The 20,735-nt window shown below is 66.6% G+C and carries 19 protein-coding genes; 11 read left to right on the forward strand and 8 right to left on the reverse strand.

Annotated features, from left to right (window positions below; genetic code table 11):
• Nucleotides 1-70 precede the first annotated feature (70 nt).
• A complete protein-coding gene (gene dapA, locus R9J51_RS10245; RefSeq protein WP_168555446.1) occupies nt 71-952 on the forward strand; it encodes a 4-hydroxy-tetrahydrodipicolinate synthase in 882 nt (293 codons plus the stop codon).
• 50 nt (nt 953-1,002) lie between these two features.
• On the opposite strand, the gene radC is transcribed toward dapA, so the two are convergent.
• Nucleotides 1,003-1,752 carry a RadC family protein gene (gene radC, locus R9J51_RS10250; RefSeq protein ID WP_168554382.1) on the reverse strand — a complete coding sequence of 250 codons (750 nt, stop codon included), beginning with the start codon at nt 1,750-1,752 and terminating at the stop codon, nt 1,003-1,005.
• Nucleotides 1,753-1,910: 158 nt separating this feature from the next.
• Here radC and R9J51_RS10255 point away from each other — a divergent pair, with 158 nt between their 5' ends.
• The 8 genes from R9J51_RS10255 to R9J51_RS10290 all read left to right on the forward strand — a co-directional run bounded on the left by R9J51_RS10255 (nt 1,911) and on the right by R9J51_RS10290 (nt 8,612).
• Nucleotides 1,911-5,105 (forward strand): intermembrane phospholipid transport protein YdbH family protein, encoded by a 3,195-nt coding sequence (locus tag R9J51_RS10255; protein ID WP_218847419.1) that lies wholly within the window; start codon nt 1,911-1,913, stop codon nt 5,103-5,105.
• A gap of 101 nt (nt 5,106-5,206) precedes the next feature.
• Complete coding sequence (locus tag R9J51_RS10260; protein WP_248290255.1) at nt 5,207-5,395, forward strand: YnbE family lipoprotein; 189 nt, start codon at nt 5,207-5,209, stop codon at nt 5,393-5,395.
• A 1-nt stretch (nt 5,396) separates the two neighbouring features.
• Entirely contained in the window at nt 5,397-5,801 is a 405-nt protein-coding gene (locus R9J51_RS10265; RefSeq protein WP_168554384.1) for a YdbL family protein, read from the forward strand.
• A 208-nt stretch (nt 5,802-6,009) separates the two neighbouring features.
• Entirely contained in the window at nt 6,010-6,327 is a 318-nt protein-coding gene (locus tag R9J51_RS10270; RefSeq protein WP_168554385.1) for an AtpZ/AtpI family protein, read from the forward strand.
• A 90-nt stretch (nt 6,328-6,417) separates the two neighbouring features.
• Complete coding sequence (locus tag R9J51_RS10275; RefSeq protein ID WP_168554386.1) at nt 6,418-7,200, forward strand: F0F1 ATP synthase subunit A; 783 nt, start codon at nt 6,418-6,420, stop codon at nt 7,198-7,200.
• A gap of 59 nt (nt 7,201-7,259) precedes the next feature.
• Complete coding sequence (locus R9J51_RS10280; RefSeq protein WP_022677864.1) at nt 7,260-7,487, forward strand: F0F1 ATP synthase subunit C; 228 nt, start codon at nt 7,260-7,262, stop codon at nt 7,485-7,487.
• An 86-nt stretch (nt 7,488-7,573) separates the two neighbouring features.
• The gene (locus tag R9J51_RS10285) at nt 7,574-8,068 is read left to right on the forward strand and encodes an ATPase (RefSeq protein ID WP_168554387.1); all 495 of its coding nucleotides are present in this window, start codon (nt 7,574-7,576) and stop codon (nt 8,066-8,068) included.
• Nucleotides 8,061-8,612 carry a hypothetical protein gene (locus R9J51_RS10290; protein WP_168554388.1) on the forward strand — a complete coding sequence of 184 codons (552 nt, stop codon included), beginning with the start codon at nt 8,061-8,063 and terminating at the stop codon, nt 8,610-8,612. Before R9J51_RS10285 ends, R9J51_RS10290 begins: the two co-directional genes overlap by 8 nt.
• A 155-nt stretch (nt 8,613-8,767) precedes the next feature.
• Here the strand turns inward: R9J51_RS10290 and R9J51_RS10295 are convergent, their stop codons facing one another.
• From R9J51_RS10295 to R9J51_RS10305, 3 genes are read right to left on the reverse strand one after another with little or no spacing between them, the layout of a single operon-like run.
• Entirely contained in the window at nt 8,768-11,101 is a 2,334-nt protein-coding gene (locus R9J51_RS10295) for a glycoside hydrolase family 3 C-terminal domain-containing protein (protein WP_179504412.1), read from the reverse strand.
• Nucleotides 11,098-11,655, reverse strand: coding sequence for an NADPH-dependent FMN reductase (locus tag R9J51_RS10300; protein WP_169474907.1), 558 nt, complete (start codon nt 11,653-11,655; stop codon nt 11,098-11,100). The genes R9J51_RS10295 and R9J51_RS10300 overlap by 4 nt, the downstream gene beginning before the upstream one ends.
• A gap of 5 nt (nt 11,656-11,660) precedes the next feature.
• On the reverse strand, nt 11,661-12,764 hold the full coding sequence (locus R9J51_RS10305) for an LLM class flavin-dependent oxidoreductase (RefSeq protein WP_179504413.1): 1,104 nt from the start codon (nt 12,762-12,764) through the stop codon (nt 11,661-11,663).
• A 211-nt stretch (nt 12,765-12,975) separates the two neighbouring features.
• On the opposite strand from R9J51_RS10305, the gene R9J51_RS10310 reads away from it, so the two are divergent.
• Nucleotides 12,976-13,626, forward strand: a complete 651-nt coding sequence (locus R9J51_RS10310; protein ID WP_169473964.1) for a TetR/AcrR family transcriptional regulator — start codon at nt 12,976-12,978, stop codon at nt 13,624-13,626.
• On the opposite strand, the gene R9J51_RS10315 is transcribed toward R9J51_RS10310, so the two are convergent.
• The 4 genes from R9J51_RS10315 to R9J51_RS10330 form a co-directional block, all read right to left on the reverse strand.
• Complete coding sequence (locus R9J51_RS10315; protein WP_179504414.1) at nt 13,627-15,942, reverse strand: glycoside hydrolase family 3 N-terminal domain-containing protein; 2,316 nt, start codon at nt 15,940-15,942, stop codon at nt 13,627-13,629.
• A 20-nt stretch (nt 15,943-15,962) separates the two neighbouring features.
• The gene (locus tag R9J51_RS10320; protein ID WP_432787373.1) at nt 15,963-16,460 is read right to left on the reverse strand and encodes a nuclear transport factor 2 family protein; all 498 of its coding nucleotides are present in this window, start codon (nt 16,458-16,460) and stop codon (nt 15,963-15,965) included.
• 79 nt (nt 16,461-16,539) lie between these two features.
• Complete coding sequence (locus R9J51_RS10325; protein WP_168554394.1) at nt 16,540-16,929, reverse strand: C-glycoside deglycosidase beta subunit domain-containing protein; 390 nt, start codon at nt 16,927-16,929, stop codon at nt 16,540-16,542.
• Complete coding sequence (locus R9J51_RS10330; RefSeq protein ID WP_169473967.1) at nt 16,929-17,942, reverse strand: sugar phosphate isomerase/epimerase family protein; 1,014 nt, start codon at nt 17,940-17,942, stop codon at nt 16,929-16,931. The genes R9J51_RS10325 and R9J51_RS10330 overlap by 1 nt, the downstream gene beginning before the upstream one ends.
• A gap of 463 nt (nt 17,943-18,405) precedes the next feature.
• On the opposite strand from R9J51_RS10330, the gene R9J51_RS10335 reads away from it, so the two are divergent.
• Complete coding sequence (locus R9J51_RS10335) at nt 18,406-20,652, forward strand: TonB-dependent receptor (RefSeq protein ID WP_179504415.1); 2,247 nt, start codon at nt 18,406-18,408, stop codon at nt 20,650-20,652.
• Nucleotides 20,653-20,735: the final 83 nt, after the last annotated feature.

Consider the following 20,735-nt stretch of genomic DNA (forward strand, 5'->3'; position numbering starts at 1 on the left):
TATGCGCCGCGCGGCAAGCGTCCAGACCTGCCCAGACCCGCATTGTGCGACAAGACGAGGGATAATGTCCATGTTTTCCGGCTCCATTCCGGCTTTGGTGACACCGTTTCGCGATGGAGCCCTTGACGAGAAAGCATTTCGTCGCCTGGTCGATTGGCAGATCGAGAACGGTTCGTCGGCGCTGGTGCCCTGCGGCACCACGGGCGAGGCATCGACCCTGTCCAACGCCGAACACCACCGCGTGATCGAGGTTTGCGTGGAGCAGGCCGCCGGCCGCGTGCCGGTGATTGCAGGCTGCGGCAGCAACGACACGATGAACGCGCTGCTGCACATGACCTTTTCCAAGAAGTGCGGCGCCCAGGCGGCGTTGTGCGTGGCGCCCTATTACAACCGCCCGAGCCAGGCCGGCCTGATCGCGCATTTCAGCTATCTGGCCGAAAACAACGACCTGCCGATCATTCTCTACAATGTGCCGGGCCGCACGGTGACCGATATCCTGCCCGAAACGGTGTGCGAACTGGCCAAGCGCTATCCCGACAAGATCGTGGGCATCAAGGACGCGAGCGGCGATTTGTCGCGCGTGACCGATCACCGCATGGGCATCGGCAAGCATTTCTGCCAGCTTTCGGGCGACGATGAACTGGCGCTCCCGGCCAATGCCGCAGGCGCGGTGGGCTGCATCTCGGTGACGGCCAACGTCGCGCCCAAGCTCTGCGCCGAATTCCAGGCGGCCTGCGCGGCCAATGACCTGGCCCTGGCGCGCGAGCTGAACGACAAGCTCTATCCGCTGCACTATGCCATGTTCGAAGACGCTTCGCCCGGCCCGGTCAAGTATGCGCTTTCGCGCGTGCACGACTGGATGGGCGAGGAACTGCGCCTGCCGCTGGTGCCCTGCAGCGACGCCGCGCGCCGCGCGGTTGATGCCGCCCTGGAGCATGCCGGGCTGGTGTAAGTTTCGAGAAATAAGTAAAATTCCCCCCTCCTCTAAAGAGGAGGGGCGTATCAAATCAAGCCCTTGGCCTTGAGCGAGGTGTGGCCTTCGCGGCCGATGATCACGTGATCGTGCACGGTCACGCCCAGCAGCCGTGCCGCTTCCATGATCTTGTGGGTGATCTGGATATCGGCGCGGCTGGGCTGGGTGCTGCCCGAAGGATGGTTGTGGACCAGGATCAGCGCGGCCGCGCCGATGGCCAGCGCCTTGGCAATGATCTCGCGCGTGTAGATCGCGCTTTCGTCCAGCGTGCCGTCGCTCACGATCTGGTCGAGCAGCAGGCGGTTCTGGGTGTTGAGATAGAGCACGCGCACGCGTTCGTGGTTGAGGTGCGCCATGTCGATGGTGAGATAATCGATCAGCGCCTGCCAACTGGATAGCACCGGCATTTCCTGCACTTGGGCGCGGGCCAGGCGCCGTGCGGCGACCCCGGCGATGCGCAGCGCGGCGGCGGCGGCTTCCTTGATGCCGGGCACCGATTGCAGCGCGCGTGGATCGGCATTGAACACGCCGGGCAGCGAGCCGAAGCGCTGCAGCAGCATGCGCGCCAGCGGTTTCACGTCCATGCGCGGGATAACGGTCATCAACAGCGCCTCGATCACCTCGTGATCGGCCAGGGCATCGTCGCTGCCACCCAGCAGGCGCCGGCGCAGGCGGGCGCGGTGGCCGGAAGGATCGTGCGCCGCCTCGCGCACGCGGTCGGGCACCAGATCCGGATCGGGCGCGCTTCGTTCAGGAAAGAGTCCGGGTTCGTCCTGCATGACCTCGTGCGTGGGCAAGAAGGTGGGCACCGGGCAGGCCGGCGCGCGTTGCGAAATGCATGTTTCGGCGATTTGCATTGCCCAAGCGCGGGCCATGCGCAAGAAGGGGGCGAATGGCGGATACGACCGATTTGGCGGAACCTGAAGGTCCGGCGCCCATGCGGCGGCGGCGTCGCTGGCGTGTGGCCCTGCTGGGCGCAGGCGCGGCGGCGTTGGTGGTGGGCGGTGGCCTGTGGCTGGCGCGCAATCGCATTGCCGACGGGGTGATCGCGGGTGAACTGGCGGCGCTTGGCCTGCCGGCGCGCTATACCATCGTTTCGATCGGGCCGGGGCGCGAAGTGCTGGCCAACGTGGTGGTGGGCGATGCCGCCCGGCCCGATCTGGTGATCGAACGCGTCGAACTCGGCCTGGCGTGGAGCCTGACCGGCCCGCGCATCGGCCAGGTCACCCTGGTCCGCCCGCGCCTCTATGGCACCGTGCACGCCGGCCATGCGAGCTTCGGCACGCTCGACAAGGTGATCTACGCCCCATCCACCAGCAAGGAGCCGTTCCGGCTGCCCGACTGGCGGTTGGCCATCGTCGACGGGCGCGGACTGGTCGATGCCGACCAGGGGCGCGTGGCGTTCAAGGCCGATGGCGCAGGCCCCTTGCGCGATGGCTTTGCCGGCACGCTGGCCGTGGTCGCGCCGCGCCTGGCGCTGGGCGCCTGCACCACAGGCCGCGCCACCGCGTTCGGCCAGGTGATGGTGAGCAACGAGCAACCGCGCTTTGCCGGTCCGGTGCGCGTTGCCAACCTGGCTTGTCCCGCCAATGGTCTGGCGGTGGGCGGGGCAGACCTGCAGCTTGAAGCGCAGGCCGATCGCGATCTGGCGGGACTGAGCGTCAAAGGGCGTGCGCGCTCCAGCGCGTTTCGCGCCGCTGCCGTTTCGGGCCAGACGCTGGGCCTGGATGCCGCGCTGGCCTGGCGTGGCGGCGCGCTGAGTGGCCGCGTGGCGGCAACGGCCGGCGGGGTGCGTACCGCGCAAGGGTCGGTCGGTCTGTTGGAACTGGATGGGCTGGTCAAGGCACGGCCGGCCGCTACGCCGGGAGCCATGGCCGATGCCGAGTTTCGTGGCACGGTCGATGCAAGAGGGCTGCGGCGCGGGCCGGCCTTGGACCAGGCGCTGGCCTCGGCGCAGGCGGCCGTGGCCGGCACCCTCGCCGCGCCGATGATGGCGCAAGTGCGCCGCCGCCTGGGCGAGGAAGAGCGCGGCAGTCGCTTTGCTGCCGATCTCACCGTGCGCCACGGGCATGATGGCGCCTGGGACGTGGTGGTGCCGCAGGGCACCCTGCGCGGGGGCAGCGGGCAGGCGCTTTTGACGCTGGGCAAAGTGCAGGTGGCGGGCAAGGGCGCGATCACGCCGCGCTTTGCCGGAAACTTTGTCACTGGCGGCAATGGCTTGCCGCGCATTTCCGGCACGATGGAGCGGCGCGGGCGCGCCGGCGCGCAGTTCCACCTCGCCATGGCCGATTATGCCGTGGGCGGCGGGCGCTTGGCCGTGCCCGAACTGGTCGTGGTGCAGATGCCCGACGGCGCGATGGGCTTTGCCGGCCAGACACGGCTTTCGGGCGCGATTCCCGGCGGGCGGGTGGAAAACCTGCGCCTGCCGGTCAGCGGCGCTTATGGCCGGCACGGCGCGCTGGCGCTGTGGCGGCGCTGTATCGAGCCGCAATTCGATTCGTTGCAGCTCGGGCAGATGACGCTCGATGGCCAGGCGTTGACGCTGTGCCCGGTGGGTGGGCAGGCGATCGTTTCGGCCGGCGGGCCGGGCCCCTTGCGCGTGGCCATGGGCACATCGGCCCTGCGCATGACGGGGCGGATGGGCGAAACGCCGCTCAGCCTGCAAACCGGCGCGGTGGGCCTGGCCTGGCCTGGCACGCTCACTGCTCGTGGGCTCAATGTCGCGCTCGGGCCGGAAGCCACCGCCACGCGGCTGACCCTGGCCGACCTGACCGCCCAACTGGGCAAGGACTTTACCGGCCGCTTTGCCGGGGTGGAGGCGCGCATGGCCGCGGTTCCGCTCGACATCACCGGCGCTACCGGCACCTGGCGCTATGCCGCGGGCAAGTTGATGCTGGCCCAGACCGCGTTCGACGTGACCGACCGCGCCAGCCCGGCCCGGTTCGAAAAACTGACCGCGCAAGATGCCACGCTCACGCTGGCCGACGGGCGAATCACCGCGCAGGCGCTGTTGCGCGAAGCGGAGAGCAAGCGCCCGGTGACCGTGGTGAGCGTGGAGCACGATCTTTCCCACGCCACCGGCCATGCCGATCTCGCGGTGGACAAGCTTGTGTTCGACAAGGATTTCCAGCCTGCGCAGCTCACCCGCCTGGCACTGGGCCTGGTCGCCAATGCGAGCGGATCGATCAGCGGCAAGGGGCGGATCGACTGGCAGGGCGACCGTGTCACATCGTCTGGCCGGTTTGGCAGCCAGGGCCTTGATTTTGCGGCGGCGTTCGGCCCGGTGAAGGGGCTTTCGGGCACGCTGGACTTTACCGACCTCTTGGCCATGGAAACCGCTCCGCACCAGATCCTGAAAGTCGCCTCGATCAACCCGGGCGTGGAAGTGACCGACGGCACGGTGGACCTGCAACTCAAGCGCGACATGGTGGTCCAGGTCAACGGCGCGCAGTGGCCGTTCATGGGTGGGCGCCTCTCGCTCGATCCCACGACCTTGCGCTTTGCCCTGGCTGAAGAGCGCAAGTTCACCCTGGTGATCGACGGGCTTGATGCCGCGCAGTTCGTATCGCGCATGGAAATGGCCAATATCTCGGCCACCGGGGTGTTCGACGGGCGCCTGCCGGTGGTGTTCGATGCCAATGGCGGGCACATCGTGGGCGGCACGCTGGCCTCGCGCGGGGGCGGCAATGTCTCCTACGTCGGCGCGCTGACCTACAAGGACCTGTCGTTCATGGCCAACTATGCGTTCCAGGCGCTGCGCTCGCTGGACTACAAGCGCATGACCATCGCGCTGCGTGGCGACATTGCCGGCGATTTCGTCACCCAGGTGCAGTTCGGTGGGGTGAGCCAGGGCGCAGGGACCAAGCGCAACTTCTTCACCCGCCAGATCGAAGGGCTGCCGATCCAGTTCAACCTCAACGTGCGGGCGCCGTTCTACAGCCTGCTGGGTACCTACAAGTCGATGTACGATCCTTCGGTCGTGGCCGATCCGCGCACGGTCGGGCTGCTCGATGCCAAGGGCCGCATCGTGCCGCGCGTGCCGGCCGGCGCCCAGCCCGCCGCTGCGCCGTCGGCCGGCGAGAAACCCGGCAAGCCCGCCATTCAGCCTTCAGCAAGTGGAACCATGCCATGAACGCTTTCGTGCAATGCCTTCTCTTGCCAAGCCGTGGCTTGACCGTGCATCGCGGCGCTGCAACGATTGCCGGCTGTGACGGCCAAAAGAGGGGGGCAGACGTGAAGCGCAAGGTTGTGGCCGTGGGATTGCTGGCGGGCGCTGCCGCCGCGCTGTCCGGGTGTATTTCGGTCAAGGCGCCTGACAAGCCGATCGTCATCGAATTGAACATCAATATCAAGCAGGAAGTGGTCTATCGCCTGGCCGGAGACGCCAGCCAGACGATCGACAAGAACAAGGACATCTTCTGAGATGGCACGCAACGCTGCTTTTTCCGCCCCTGTCGCCTTCGCGCTCGCCGCTGCCGTGGCCTTGCCGCTGGTGGCCGCGCCCGTCGCCGCGCTGGCGCAACGCGATCCAGCCTATGCCTCCGCGCGCGCGGCCGGTCAGGTGGGCGAGAAGATGGATGGCTATCTGGGCTATGTCACGCCGCCCAGCCCGGCGCTGAAGTCTGTCGTGGACGATATCAACCTCAAGCGGCGCGCGGTCTATTCCGAAAAGGCCCAGGCGCAGAAGGCGACTGTGGAGGAATACGCCTTCACGTCCGGCTGCCTGTTGATCGCCCAGACCCAGCCGGGCGAGATGTACCAGGCGCCCAATGGCACCTGGACCAAGCGCACCAGTGCCCCGCCGCAGCGCGATTCGCGCTGCCTGTAAAAGCCCTGGAATTCCGGGCGCTCAGGGCCGCGCTGTCGCAGGATTGACGCAAACGTATGCGCGCAACTGGGGCAAGTTCGGCGCACGGCGGTTGACTCGGGAAAACCCCCCGCCTAAGGGGCAGGCGCCCTCGGCGGGATGCCGTTGCGCATGACCTGCCCCGATGGGGGAGCGAGCACCCGTGTTCGATCCAGCGACGGAGCATGCCATGAGTGACGAACAGACCGACGCAGAGCCCATCGGTGAGGATGCACGTCTTTCCCGTCTGAACGCGCGGCTCGATGCCGCCCGCCAGAAGGAGCAAGCGCGCAAACCTGCGCCAGACCGGGAAAAGTCCGATGCGAACTATCGCTTGGGCAACCGGGTTCTGGCCGAACTGATCGGCGGGCTTGCGGGCGGCGCGTTCATCGGCTGGGTCATCGACCAGTTTGCCGGTACGCGACCATGGGGGCTTCTGGTGATGCTGTTTGTGGGGATGGGCGTAGCCTTCCGCAATGTCATCAGGATCTCGAACGGGCGCTCCTGATCGGGTCTTTGCATCCGATGGGTTTCCGGCCAAAAGAATGGCCGGGGCAGGGGTGCCTTGGTGTTTTTGCGCGTAACGGGGACAAGCACTGTGGCCGAAGGTAAGGTCGATCCGGTACACCAATTCACGATCGAGCCGCTGTTTGGCACCGATCATTGGTCCATCGCCGGGCACAACATTGCTTTCACCAATTCGGCCCTGTGGATGGTCATCACCACGCTGGTGCTGATCGTGTTCGTGGGCGGTGGTGCCAAGAAAGCGCAAGTGCCGGGCCGCTGGCAGATGGCTGTCGAAGGGCTGACCGGCTTTGTCGACACCCTGCTGCAATCCAACATCGGCGATGCGGGTCGCAAGTACCTGCCTTACGTGTTCTCGCTGTTCACGTTCATCCTGTTTGCCAACTTGCTCGGCCTGCTGCCGCTGGCGCTGGTGGGCATCCATCCTTTCACGGCCACCAGCCACTTCACGGTGACGGGCGTGCTGGCGATCATGAGCTTTGCGATCGTGCTGATCGTGGGCTTTGCCAAGCATGGCTTCCACTTCTTCTCGCTGTTCGTGCCGCACGGCACCCCGGCGGTGATGGTGCCGGTGATTTTCCCGATCGAGCTGATCTCGTTCCTGGTGCGTCCCTTCTCGCTTGGCCTGCGTCTGTTCGTGGCCATGATGGCAGGGCACGTGCTGCTCGAAGTGCTCTCGGGCTTCGTGATCTCGGGCACCAACGCGGGCGTTGGCACCTTCTTCCTGGCAGGCGTGCCCAGCTTCCTGCTGATGATCGGCATCTGCGCCCTGGAACTGCTGGTTGCCGGCATCCAGGCCTATGTCTTTGCCCTGCTTACCTGCGTCTATCTCAACGACGCGGAAAACCTTCACTGACCGTCACCACCACCTGATACCGCTTCACACCGGTTTACGACAAAGAGGGAGTTTTTATCATGGACGCACAGAGCGCAAAGCTTCTCGGCGCTGGTCTCGCTGCCATCGGCGCCGGTCTGGCCTCGCTGGGCGTGGGCAATGTCTTCGCCAAGTTCCTCGAAGGCGCGCTGCGCAACCCCGGCGCCGCTGACGGCCAGCAGGGCCGCCTGTTCATCGGCTTCGCCGCCGCCGAACTTCTGGGCCTGCTCTCGTTCGTCGTCGCGATGATCCTGATCTTCGTTGCCTGAGGCAGCGAAGCGGACCATTGATTGACATCCGGCCGGGGTGATCCCCGGCCGGCCAGAACGATAGACAGGAAGCGCGGACCAACGCGATGCCCCAGATAGCCCAACTCGCCGATACCTATGCCAGCCAGGTGTTCTGGCTGCTGGTGTGCTTTGGCCTGGTCTTCTTCGTCATCGGCCGGGGCTTGCTCCCGGGCGTGGTGTCGACCATCGACCAGCGCAACAAGCAGATCGCCGACGACCTTGGTGCGGCTGAAGCTGCCCGGGCCGCCGCCGACGCCGAAGAACAGGCCTGGCGCATTGCCGAAGGCAAGCAACGCGCCCAGGCCCATGCCCTGATCGCCGCCGCCAAGGCCGACGCTGCCCGCAACACGCAGGCCGCACTCGAAGCCGCCGCCGCGCGGATCGAGGAAACCACTGCCGCCGCCGAGGCGCGCATTGCCGCCGCCCGCGCTGCCGCGCAGGGGGAAGTGCAAGACGTGGCCGCGCAGGCTGCGCAGGATATCGTCAGCCGCCTCGCGGGGCTTTCGGTTTCGGCCGAAGACGCGCGCGGCGCCGTGCAGGGAGTGCTCGCCCATGGCTAATGTCAGCGCAACGACGGCAACGGTCGAACAGCACGCTGCTGGCCATGAAGCGGCCGAACCCACCATCAACGGCATCGGCGCCGGCGCGATCGTCGCCGCTGCCATGTTCGTCTTCCTGCTGATCCTGGTGTGGAAGAAGGTGCCTGGCACGATCACCAAGGGCCTTGACGGGCAGATCGCCGCGATCCGCCGCGAACTGGCCGATGCCAAGGCGCTGCGCGCCGAAGCCGAAGCCCTTCGCGCCGAATACCTTTCCCGCATTGCCAATGCGGAAAAGGATGCGGCCGCCATGCTCGATCACGCTCGCACCGAATCCAGCGCGATCGTGGCCAAGGCCGAAGCCGACACGCGGGATATCATCGCCCGTCGCGAAAAGATGGCGTCGGACAAGATCGCCGCGGCCGAGCGCGCCGCGGTTGACGATCTGCGCGCCACGGCCGCTGCGGCCGCTGCTGCTGCCGCCGGCCAGATTATCGCCGCCCGTCATGGCGCCGATGCCGACAAGGTGCTGGTTGACAGCGCGATTGCCGGGCTCACCCACTAAGCAAGCTTTCCGCAAGGATTGCCAGAAGGCCCCACCGGGAAACCGGTTGGGGCCTTTTTCTTGTGCCCGGCAGGTCTTGTTTCCAGGGCACAGCAAAAGGCCCGGAAACCCTGTTGGGCTTCCGGGCCATGCGCCACGCTGCTGGCTACGATGTCCTAGCGGGGCAGGGTCAGCGCAAAGGCTGCGTCCTGCGCATCGCGGCCCACCACCAGCGACACGGGCTCGCTACCGGGCACCGCACGCAGGATGTAGGGGCTGGGGGTGATCGTGGCCGTGGCCGTTTCACCCGGTTCGAGGTGCAGCTTGGCAAAGCCGACCAGCGCGAACGGGCTTTGCGCGAGATAGGCCTGGATCACTTCGCTGCCGGGGCGGCTGCCGGTGTTGGTTACCTTGACCAGCACCTGGCCATCCACGATGCGGGCGTCATCCAGCGTGAAGCGGGTGTAGCCCTGGCCAGCGCCCAGAGGGAACAGGGCCGCCTTGCCCTGTGCCTTGAGGCCGCGATAGCCCACGAGGACGCCATCATCGTATGCCAGGTTGCCATCGGCATCTGGGGTGAGGTTCAGCGCGGGATAATCCGCCTCTGCCGCGGCCAGCGTCATCGGCAGGCGGCCGCCTGGTTCGCGCGTACCGGCCAAGACATCGGCCAGGGCCTTGCCAAAGTTCTGGCCCGGATACCACGCCACCAGCAGCGCGGCGTCATCGGCGGCAAAGCTGGCATCGAAGGCGTGGCCAACGTTGACCACCACTGCCGTGCGCGGATTGGCGGCGCGCACGGCCTCGGCGAGGCGCAACTGCGCAGGATCGAGCCGGGTATCGGCGCGGTCCTTGCTTTCCACGCTGGCATCGGCGGTTTCACCCAGCATCAGCACCACGGCATCGGCCTGGCGCGCGGCGTCAACCGCCCGGGCGAGCATGGCGTCGGGCGTATCGGGTGCGCGCACGCCATACCACAGGCCCTGCACGCGGGCCGGCGCATAGCGGAGTTCCACTTCCACCAGCACGCGCTGCCCGGCGGCCAGGGTCACCACGCCGTCATCGGCATCGCCAGCCTTGAGCACGCCCATGATGTCGGAAGCGGGGGGCTGGATCGCGCGGTCCACCACGTCAACTCCGTCCACCTTGAGCACGACGGGCCCCGTGGCCCCGGCATAGAAGCGATGCGGTCCATCGGCCTGGGCCGTGAACCAGCCGCTGGCGCGCACTGCGCCGGCTTCGTTGAAGTGGCCCTGATCGTGCACGCCGTGGAACCATACCAGCGAATTGGTCGCCCGCGTCTCGCGCGAGAGGGGCGTGGCTGTCAGGTCGTGCCCGGCGAAATATTCCACCGTCAGGCCGGTGGTATAGCCATCGCCCAGGTCCATCGCCGGGGTGACCGGCATGGATGGCAGGCGCGGCTGCGGATCGACGCCAGGTTCATGGACGATCGCCATGGACGGGCCCAGCGTTGCCTCGATCGCCTGGAGCGGGGTGAGCGCATCAGGCGTGACGGCGATGCGGGCAAACGTGCCGCCCTGATAGCAGGGCGCCGTGGCATTGGGGCCGATCACTGCCAGGGTGCGAATCGTGGGGGCAAGCGGGAGCAGCCCATCGTTGCGCAGCAGCACGAAGCCGGCGGCGGCTCCTGCGGTGAGCAGTTCCTCTGCGTCGAGCGTCGCCGGGGTCTTGGCCCCGCCAAAGCGCTGATTGAAGCGCACGACGCGCTCGGCTGCATCCTGCACCCGCCCGGCGCTGACGGCACCTTGCGCCACGGCGTCTTCTGCCTTGGCGCCCAGGAACCGTGCCGGCCCGGGCATTTCCAGGTCGAGCCCGGCGTTGAGCGTGGGCGCGGTGGAGTGGGTGGCGAAGAAATCGCTCATCAGCACGCCGCCATAGGCCCATTCGTTGCGCACGATGGCCAGCGGCGCTGGGCCTTGCGCGCACCAATCGCCGTTGACACGGTTGTAGGCGGTCATGATCCCGCCGCAGCCGGCGGCGCAGGCCATTTCGAACGGCAGCAGGTAGACCTGGCGCAGCGTGGCATCGTCCACCACGGCGTTCATGGTGTCGCGCTGGGTTTCGCTGTCGTTGCACACGAAATGCTTGGCGACTGCCCCCGTGCCGGTGGACTGGATGCCGCGCACCCAGGCCGCACCGCACAGCCCGGTCAGCAGCGGGTCTTCGGAATAGTATTCGAACGCGCGCCCGGCCAGCGGGCTGCGCGCCAGGTTGACGTTGGGTGCCAGCAAGGCATCCACGCCCATGGCAATCGCATCGTTGCCCACCAGCGCGCCCATTTGCGCGACGAGATCGAGATCCCAGCTCGCCCCTTGCGCCACTGGGGCGGGCGTAAGCACCGAAACGTCGCGTTCGTCCACGCGCCCGCTGGCCACGCCCATCGGGCCATCTGCCATCATCACGCTGCGTGCGCCACGTTCGGGAACGGCGCCCGTGGTCCACATCGTGGCTCCGGCGGTGAGGCGGGCAGCGTCGGTCAGGGACAGGGTCATGCCGCCACTCCTGCAAATTGCATGATCTGGCGCGCCTGGGCGGCCACCGCGCCGGCAATCTCGGCATCGGCGATCGTGCCATCGGGGCCAAACGGCTTTTGCGCCACGGTGTTGACGGCAATGCCCAGCGGCGTTGGCCAGCCGCGCATGGCATGGGTGATGCCGCGCAGCGCCGCCAGGGTGACTCCGGTGGCCTGCCAGCCGGCCGCGCTCACGACCAGGCCCACCGGGCGCCCGTCGAAATAGGGGCGCGCGTCCTTGGCCAGATCTTCCAGCAGGTCGATGGCGTTCTTGACCAGGCCCGAAACCCCGCCGTGGTAGCCGGGCGAACCGATCACCACGGCGTCGGCCTGGCGCACGGCTTCGACCAGGGCGCGTTCGCCGTCGGTTCGTTCCGGGCTTTCAGGGTTGAAATGGGGCAGGGCCTTCAAGGCGCTGCCGCCGAACATCTGCGTCTGGGCGCCCATGCTTTCGCAACTGGCCAGCACCGCCGCCACCAGGCGTTCGGTGCTGGAACCATCGCGCAGGGTTCCGCCGATCCCCACGATCTTCATGGTGTTCAAGCCCCCTTCAGCGCGGGCAAGACCTTGCGACCCATGAGGTCCAGCGTCTGGTTGCCCAGGCGCAGCCGTTCCTCGGTCAGCGGGCCGGTGGTGGTGCCGCACAGGACGTTGCCGATGCCGAGTTCGGCGTAGGGCTTGAGATGCTCGATCACCGTTTCGGGCGAGCCATAGAGGCACCAGGTGCCGATCCAGTCTTCGGTGAGCGCGTTGGGCGTGCGATCGGTCTTGGTGTTGGCTTCGTCGCTTTCGGCGCGCGCGTTGAATTCGGCCTCGCGCTCGATCGCATCCTGATAGGCGCGCAGGATCGTCATCATTTCATCGCGCGCCTGCTCGTCGGTTTCGGCCACGTGCACCAACTGGTAGGTGTGCGTGGTCCAGGACAGCGCATCGCGCACGGTCGCCTCGCTGTGCCCGGCTTCGAGCAGCAGGCCCTTGTAGATGTCGAAGTACTTTTTCACATGGGTGAACGGTTCGGTGCCGCCGATCTTGGGCGGGGTGAAGGCCGGGATGAACGCGGGCCAGCCATGCTGCGCGGCGCGGCGCGCGCTGGCTTCCTTCATCGCGACCGGCATGAGGCGGGCATGCTTTTCGCCATAGGGCGCGGGCGTGATGCGCTGGAGCACGCGGCCCTGGTAGGGCCCGTTGTCGATCGTCACGGCCGGATCGTCCATGCGCTTGGCCCACAGCTCTTCGGCAAGGGCCAGGTTGCGCTCTGCCAGGGCGCCGGCTTCCTTGTAGTTGACGTTGAAGCCGATCATTTCCTCGGGCGTGGTGCCCGAACCCACGCCCACCAGCAGCTTGCCCTGGGTCAGGTGATCCAGCACGTTGACCCGCTCGGTAAAGCGCACGGGGTGGTGCAGCGGCACCGAAACCACCGAAAAGCCGATGTGCATCTGCGGCAGCCGCGCGGCAAGGTAGCCGGCCAGGATGAAGCTGTCGCTGGCCACGGGCATGTAGCCGTTGAAGTGGTGGTCGGGCATGAACACCGCTTCAAAACCTTGCGCGGCGGCGTTCTCGGCATGGCCGATGAGGTCTGTGATCAGTTGGCCATCTTCGGCCGGGCTCATCGAGCGAGCGTTCAGGAACACGGAAAAGCGCATTTTCTCTCCCCTAAAGGTCCGGGCAGGCGCGTTGATTGTCGGGAAACCAGCTTGCTCCCCGGATCGCGCTGCGGTACTATTTCGAATTAGAACTGCAATTATATTTTGTCCAGTCGGATTCTCGCTTTGCCCCCTGCTGCACTGCGTTTCCCGGCTGTTGGGATGGGCGGGTTGGCGGCGCTGTGCGCTTGGCCAGCAAGAGGATCGGCACTTGGAAGAAGCACATTTGGCACCATCGGTGCGGGTACCCCGGCAGGGCCGCAGCAAGGCGTCCTACGAACGCATGCTGGTTGCGGCCGAGGAACTCCTGGTGACCAAGGGCGGGGAAGCTTTCACCCTGAGCGAGGTGAGCCGTCTGGGCCAGGTTTCGATCGGTTCGATATATTGCCGGTTCGAAAGCAAGGACGCGCTGGTGCAATCGGTGCAGTTGCGCGTGCTCGACCGCGTGGACACGCGCATGCTCACCCAAGTGGTTGCCGCGCGCGAAGCGGCAGGAAGCCTGGTGGCGATCGTGCCCCTGCTGGTCGAAGCGGTGGCCGAAACGCTGCGCGAACACGCCCCCCTGCTGCGCCCGCTGATGCAGCGGGCAACCCACGATCCGATCGTGGCGCAAACCGGCAAGGCATCCTATGCCAGCACGGCTGCGGCGGTGCGCAGCGCGTTGCTCGCCCATCGGGCCGAAATCCGCCAGGACGATCCCGAGCGCGCGGTCGATTCCTGCTTTCGCGTGCTCTACGCCGCGATCGCGCGCTACCTTGGTTTCGGCTCAGCCAAGGAAGCGGCGTGGGAAGGCCGCTGGGACGTGCTCAAGCAGGACCTGGGCCGCATGCTCGCCGCGTTCCTGATGATGCCATCGGCCTGATCAGGTCGGCCGCCCCACGTCGATGCGCGCCGGGGTGCCGGTGCGGGCCGCCGGCGCGATCCAGAAATCGAACGCGCCGCTGCCCGCCACCACGTGGCAGGCCTGGTCGAGATGGGCGAGCATGGCCGGCGTGATGGCAAACCGCGCCGTGCGGGTTTCCCCCGGGGCCAGCGCCAGCTTTTCGAACGCGACCAGCTTCTGCACCGGTTGCACCACTTCGCTGGCCACGTCGTGGAGATAGCACTGCGCGACTTCCTCCACCGCGCGGCTGCCGGCGTTGGTCACGCTTGCTGACACCACCACGCCTTCGCCAGCGCGCGCTGCCTGCACCGGGCCATAGCGCACATCACCATACGTCAGCCCGTGGCCGAACGGGTAGAGCGGCGCATCGGACAGCCCGATGAAGTGGGATTTGAAAAGTTCATCAGGCGCGCCCGAGGCCGGGCGTCCCGAACTTTCGCGCGCATAGTAATAGGGCTCCTGCCCAGTGGCCTGGGGAAACGTAACCGGCAAGCGCCCCGATGGGCTGACTTTGCCCAGCAGCACCGCCGCCAGGGCATGGCCGGTTTCCGTGCCCAGGAACCATCCCGCCAGCAAAGCGGGCGCCTCTCGCACGGCACCCTTGAGCGCCAGGGCCCGGCCATGGCGCAGCACGACGACGAGCGGCTTGCCCGTGGCGGCCATCGCTTCGGCCAGCGCCTGCTGCGCGGGCGGAATGACGATATCCACGCGCGAGGAACTTTCGCCCGACATGCGCTGGCTTTCGCCCAGGGCGAGGATGACCACGTCGGCATTCTGCGCGGTGGCACGTGCCGCTTCGATCCCGCCGGGCAGGGCGGCGTCGATCGCGCAACCGGGCGCCACGGTCAGCAGGGCGGGATCGGGCAGGGCTGCGCGCAGGCCCTGTTCGAGCGAAACCGGCGGGGCATCGGGCGTGAAGGTGGACCATGGGCCGTGGCAATTGTCCGCATCAGGTCCGAACGGGCCGACCAGGGCAATGCGCGGGCCGGCACGGAGCGGCAGAAGACCGCCTTCGTTGCGCAACAGGACGATGGACTTGATCGCCGCCTCGCGCGCCAGTTCGCGGTGCGCCGGCGGGGCCGGGCGCCGGCTGCGCGCAGGGTCCAGCCGACGGAACGGATCGGCAAACAGGCCGGCCGCCTGCTTGACCCGCAGCACGCGGCCCACCGCGCGATCGAGCGTGGCCAGGGAAATCGCGCCTTGTGCCACCAGGGCGGGAATGTGCAGCGGAAACAGGCCGCTGACCATGCCCACGTCGCACCCGGCATTGAGCGCCAGGCGCACCGCGTCCGCGCCGTCTTCGGCCTGGCCGTGGGCGATCAGTTCCTCTTCGCTGCGGAAATCGGAAATGACCGCGCCGCCAAAGCCCATCTGGTCGCGCAGGATTTCGGTCAACAGGTGGCGGTTGCCCGTGGCCGGGACGCCATCGACAGTGTTGAACGCGGCCATGACGAGCAGCGCGCCGGCGTCGAATGCGGCCTGGAAAGGCGGCAGGTACACTTCGTGCAGCACCCGTTCCGACAGGGCGTTGCCCTGGTAATCCAGCCCGCTTTCCCCCGCGCCATAGGCGGCAAAGTGCTTGACGCAGGCAAGCAGGCTGTCCGCCGCGCCCAGCTTGCCTTGGAAACCGGCCACGCGCGCCGCAGCAAACAGGCGCGCCAACAGCACATCTTCGCCAGCGCCTTCGACCACGCGGCCCCAGCGCTGGTCGCGGCCCACGTCCACCATCGGGGCAAAGGCCGCGTCCAGCCCGCGCGCCGATGCTTCCACCGCGCAGGCCCGCGCAGTGCGGCGCGCCAGGTCCGGGTCGAAACTCGCCGCTTCGGCCAGGGGCACCGGGAACACGGTGCGATCGGAATGGATGATGTCGGCTGCAAACAGCACGGGGATTTTCAGCCGCGATTGCTGCACGGCCGCCTTCTGCCCCAGGATCATGGATTCAACGTCCATCGGCGTCATGATCCAGCCCACGCCGCCCGCGCGGATGCGCGCCAGTTGCTCGGCAAATTGCGCACGTGCCTGTTGCGGGGTAACGGGCGGCACGAAGGGGTTGAACTGCGCCACCGCCGGCTCGGCCTGGCGATAGGACAGCGCGGCTTCCATGTGCAGCTGCCCGGCCTTTTCGGCCACCGTCATGCGCGCCACCAGAGCATCGAGCGCGGCATCGGGGGCCGGCGCGGCTTCAAGCGGACCGGCAAGGGCGGAAACGGCCCCGGTCACCAGCGCTGCGGCCAGGAACTGGCGGCGATCGATGACGGCCGACGCCGGCAGGAGCGAGGTGGTTTGGCTGGACATGGCGCGGGCTTTCGATCGGGTCAGAACATCGGGTGCGTGTTGGCGGACTGCTCGGGAATCGGCTGTATCACGTCCCAATGCTCCACGATCTTGCCGTCTTTGAGGCGATAGAAATCGGCCACGGCCGCGCCGCGCGCTGCCGGATCTGGTTTGACGAAGATGTGCACCGCGGCCAGATCGCCGTCCACCACAATGTGCCGAATGGCAAAGCTGTGGCCGCGATCGGCAAACATCGGGGCCAGCATGGTGATCGCTGCATCTCGTCCGTCGGCAAGGCCGGGATTGTGCTGGATGTAATCGGGCGCGACATAAGTTTCGAACGCCGATCGCACCTGGCGCAGGGTGTAGAAGCGGTGGGCGAAATCGGTGATGATCGCGCGGTTGCGCGCGGTTTCGCGCGCGTGCTGGCCGCTGCCGTGGTGCGGGTTGGGCGCGGGCCGCCCCCAAGCGATAATCGGCGCGGCGGCACCAGACACCGCCAGCGCCAAGGCCAGCGCCGGCTTGAGAATATGGCTCACGCTTGCTCTCCCGTTCGCGGTCTGGTCGTTCGGGCAATGCCGGCGCGCCGGGGTGCCGCAGGCCCCGGCGCGCGCATGGTCAGGCGGCGCTGACGGTCTTTTCGTCGGTGTTGAACGCGGGGAAGGGCAGGTACGAAACCCGCAGCTTCTGGCGCAGGCCCAGCTTGTGCTCGCCCGTGCCCAGTCCGCCGGGGTGGCTGACCAGGATCGTGGCAGGCGTGCCGAACGCCCAGCGCCGGTCATAAGCGGTTTCCATGGCATCGAGCGCGATCGGCCCCGCGCCTTCATCGAACTGCACGGCATCGCGCGGCAGTTCGGTCCCGTCGAGCGTGACGGCGAGTTCTTCGATCATCGAAAGGGTCAGGCCACGGTAATAACCCAGCTTGGCTTCAAAGGCGAAGCCGGTGGGTGCATCGGCCGGGCCGGTGTTGCGCACGGTGGCCGGGTCGATCAGGTACTTGTCGAACATCACACGGTCTCCTTGGCGCCATACTTGGCTTCGGCCTGGCTGATCAGCCGTTCGAACATCACATGCTGGCGCCGGACCTGCTCGCGGCTGTCCACTTCGTGCACGTCCTGGATCCAGCGATTGCCTTCGTATTCGCTCGAAAGCGTGCCTTCCCAACCGCACTTGACCAGTTCGGGAATCACTTCGTCATAGGCGATGGCAGGATCGGTGCAGTCCTCGTTCATTTCATAGAACTTGGCCTGGATGTGGCGGAAATAGGGGGCATAGTCGCCGATGCGCTTGGGATTGGCGAACGGCGCATGACGCAGGGTTTCGGCCATGGCCACTTCGGCCTTGTTGCCGCCCATCTTCACCGCCACTTCATAGATCGTGTATTCGCACATGATCTTGGCTTCGTGCTGGTCGACGATGAACTGCGCCACTTCGGGCCGGGCGCCCTGGCGTTCGAACCGCGCGCGGAAGGCGGGCGGGTAGTGCTTCATGAAGATGCCCATGTCGGGCAGGATGCCGAGATGGCGCGTGCCCAGGCGATCGGCCTCTTCGATCGTGCGCAGGATCCAGGCATGTTCGAGGTGCCAGGGCGCGTGGACTTCCACGCCCAGGTGCACGTCGTACTGTTCGGCAAAGGGCACGCAGCGGGCCAGGATATCGGGGCGCACGAAGACCAGCACGCGCATGTTGCGAATGCCCAGCCGGCTGGCCAGCTTGATATCGCGCACGATGCTGTCCACCTGCTCGTCATCGCTCAGCAGGCTGTCCTTGCGCAGCTTGGTGTCGAGGAACATGTCATAGCAGGTGAAATGCGCGCCGTGCCGGGCAAGCATGTCCTGCCAGCGCGCCACATCGGCGTCGGTCACGTTGGGGAATTCGGGCATGTTCTGCTCAGGCAGAATCTCGATGCCGTTGGCCCCGATCGAACTGGCAAAGGCAACGCAGTCTTCAACCGACATGCGGCCCAGGAAGAGCTCTTCCTGGAAGGAATAGAGGCTTACGCCCCGCTGGATTTTGGACATGGCTTTCATGGCTCCGTCAGGAGAGGCGGCCGGCGCGGGTTGCACGCCGGGGATGCGAAAGGAATGGGAAGAGCGGCAAGGCCCGCGGCGCCATGAAAGCGCCGACGCTCACGCGCGCAGGGCCCGCAGCGCGGCTGCCGGCCCTTGGTGCGCCCGATGTGGCGATGGCTGCGATCATGGCTCTCCCCCCAAGCGCGGCAGGCTGAATATCCTGCTGCGGATGGCTTGCTAAAAATAGAATTATGGTTCGTATTGTTTGCGGTATTGCCGCAAGGCGCGGCGCTGTCAAGCGGCCGCGTTCGGCAGGCCGCAAAGGCCCCTTGGCCTGGGCGCAAGTGTCAGTTTGTAGTGAGCATTCCAAATAGGCTTGACCAGCCCGGTTCGTCGCGATAATCAGAACGAGCATTTTGATTCAAAAGCAGCGAGTCGTGTTCTCGCTGCAACGATTGGGGAGGAAAATCGGATGAACCGCTTCATCGCGGCGCTGTTGATCGGCGCGAGCATGCCCACCATCGCCACCGTTGCCCATGCCCAGGACGGCGCCACGCCGCAGCCCGCCGCCGCGCAGGGCGCGCAGGCCGAACCCAATGCGGATGGCCTTGCCGAAATCGTGGTGACCGCCAACCGCGCGGAAAGTTCTGCCCAGAAGACCGCCGTTGCGCTGACCGTCTACACCGGCGCCGATCTGGCGCAGAAGGGCATCAGCAACGTCCAGTCGCTGGCCACCATGGACCCCAGCGTCAACGTCACCAGCAGCACCGGCGCGGCTTATGTGGCCGTGCGCGGCATCGCATCGACCGACGTGACCGAAATCGGCGATCCTTCGGTGCCGATCGCCCGCGACGGGTTCTACACCAACCGCTCGTTCTCCATCGGCACGTCGATGTACGACATCGCCCGCGTCGAAGTGCTCAAGGGCCCGCAAGGCACGCTCAACGGGCGCAATTCCACCGGCGGCCTGATCTCGCTGATCACCAACCGGCCCAGCGACACGGCCGGCGCCTATGGTTCGTTCGAAGTGGGCAACTACCGCGCGCTCAACGTGGAAGCGGGTGGCAACGTGCCGCTGACCGATACCCTGGCCGTGCGCTTCTCGGGCATCCATCGCCAGCATGACGGCTATCGCCACCTCACCGGCATCAACATCGACGGCGACGATGAAAACACCTCGTCGGGCCGCGTGCAGGTGCAGTGGAAGCCCACCACCAACGTCAAGCTCTGGGCTTCCTACCAGCATGACGATATCAACAACGTGGGTGACGTCGCGCTGGTCTCCGCGCCGCTCGGCACCCGGCCCAGCTTTGGCGATGCCAAGAGCTTCCCCAACCAGGCCGCCACGTCCAACCGCGTGAAGGGTGACCGGGTGCGCTGGGAAGGCACCGTGTCCGATATCCTGGGTGACCTGTCGCTGACCTACGCCGGTGGCTGGGACAAGCAGACCTGGAACCACAAGCTTGATGCGACGGGCCCCGCCTATCCGGCGATCCGCAACTTCCTGCAGAACGAATCGCCCACGACGTGGAACCACGAAGTGCGTCTGTCGAACGGGCAGAACAATCCGTTGTTCTTCCAGGTTGGCCTGTTCCACTTCCAGGAAACCAACACGATCGATTCGGGCATCTACAACCTGGCGATGACCGGTGACTATGCAACCGGTGGCCCGCTCTCGTTCCTCGATTTCTCGAACACGTACGGCATCCACTTCAACTACCACGTCAAGACCAAGTCCGACGCTGTGTTCGGCCAGGTGGCCTACAAGCTGAACGACCAGTGGAAGCTGACGGTGGGCGGCCGCTATACCCGCGACGAAAAGGTGCGCACCGGCGGCGCGGCGCTCAACTATCCGGCGCTGGCGTTCCCCGAATGGGGCTTCGTGTTCCCCTTCACCACCGGGTACACCGATGGCGCGGGCCGCATGACCAAGTCGCAGCCGACCTGGCACGTGGGCCTGGACTACACCCCGGCCACCAACTCGCTGGTCTATGCCAAGTACGATCGCGGCTACAAGTCGGGCGGGTTCAACTCCAACGGTTCGGCCGCATCGATCCCCTATGGCCCCGAAACGCTCGACGCGTTCGAAGTGGGCACCAAGAACCGCTTCATGGGCAACCGCCTGCAACTCAACGCGGCCGCGTTCTACTTCAACTATCGCGGTTATCAGGCCTCGCAGACCGCGGACTCGCTCAACGGCGCGGCCGGGACGTTCAACGTCGGTTCGGCCAAGATCTATGGCGCCGAATTGCAGGCCGTGGCCCTGTTCGGCGCAGGCGGGCGGATCGATTTCAACGCGGCCTGGCTGCACACCCGCTTTGGCGACAACATCACCGTCAACGATGGTGGCGGCACGGCGCAGAACATCGGTGGCAACCAGCTGCCTAACGCGCCCAAGCTTTCCGCATCGGGCGGCATCGAATATGCGATCCCGGCCTTTGGCGGCACCCTGACCCCGCGCGCGGATGCCAAGTACAGCTCGTCGTTCTACTATTCGGTGTTCAACACCTACGACACCCAGTCGCGTCCCTACGTCACGGGCAACCTTTCGCTGCAATATGCGCCCGACGGCGGCAGCTGGAACATCCAGGCCTTCGTGCGCAACGTGGGCGACAAGGTGGTGCTGGCCAACGGCGTGCAGAACTTCAACTCGCGCACCAACACCTATCAGTTCCAGCCGCCGCGCACCTATGGCGTGCGCTTTGGCTTCAAGATCTGATCGGCTGACACGAAAAGGCCAGTCCGGGGCAAGCCGGACTGGCCTTGGAGTGCGGCATGGGGCCGGGACAGCGGCCCCATGCC

It is taken from the genome of Novosphingobium rhizosphaerae (genome assembly GCF_050920675.1).
In the GTDB taxonomy this organism is placed as follows: Bacteria; Pseudomonadota; Alphaproteobacteria; order Sphingomonadales; family Sphingomonadaceae; genus Novosphingobium; species Novosphingobium rhizosphaerae.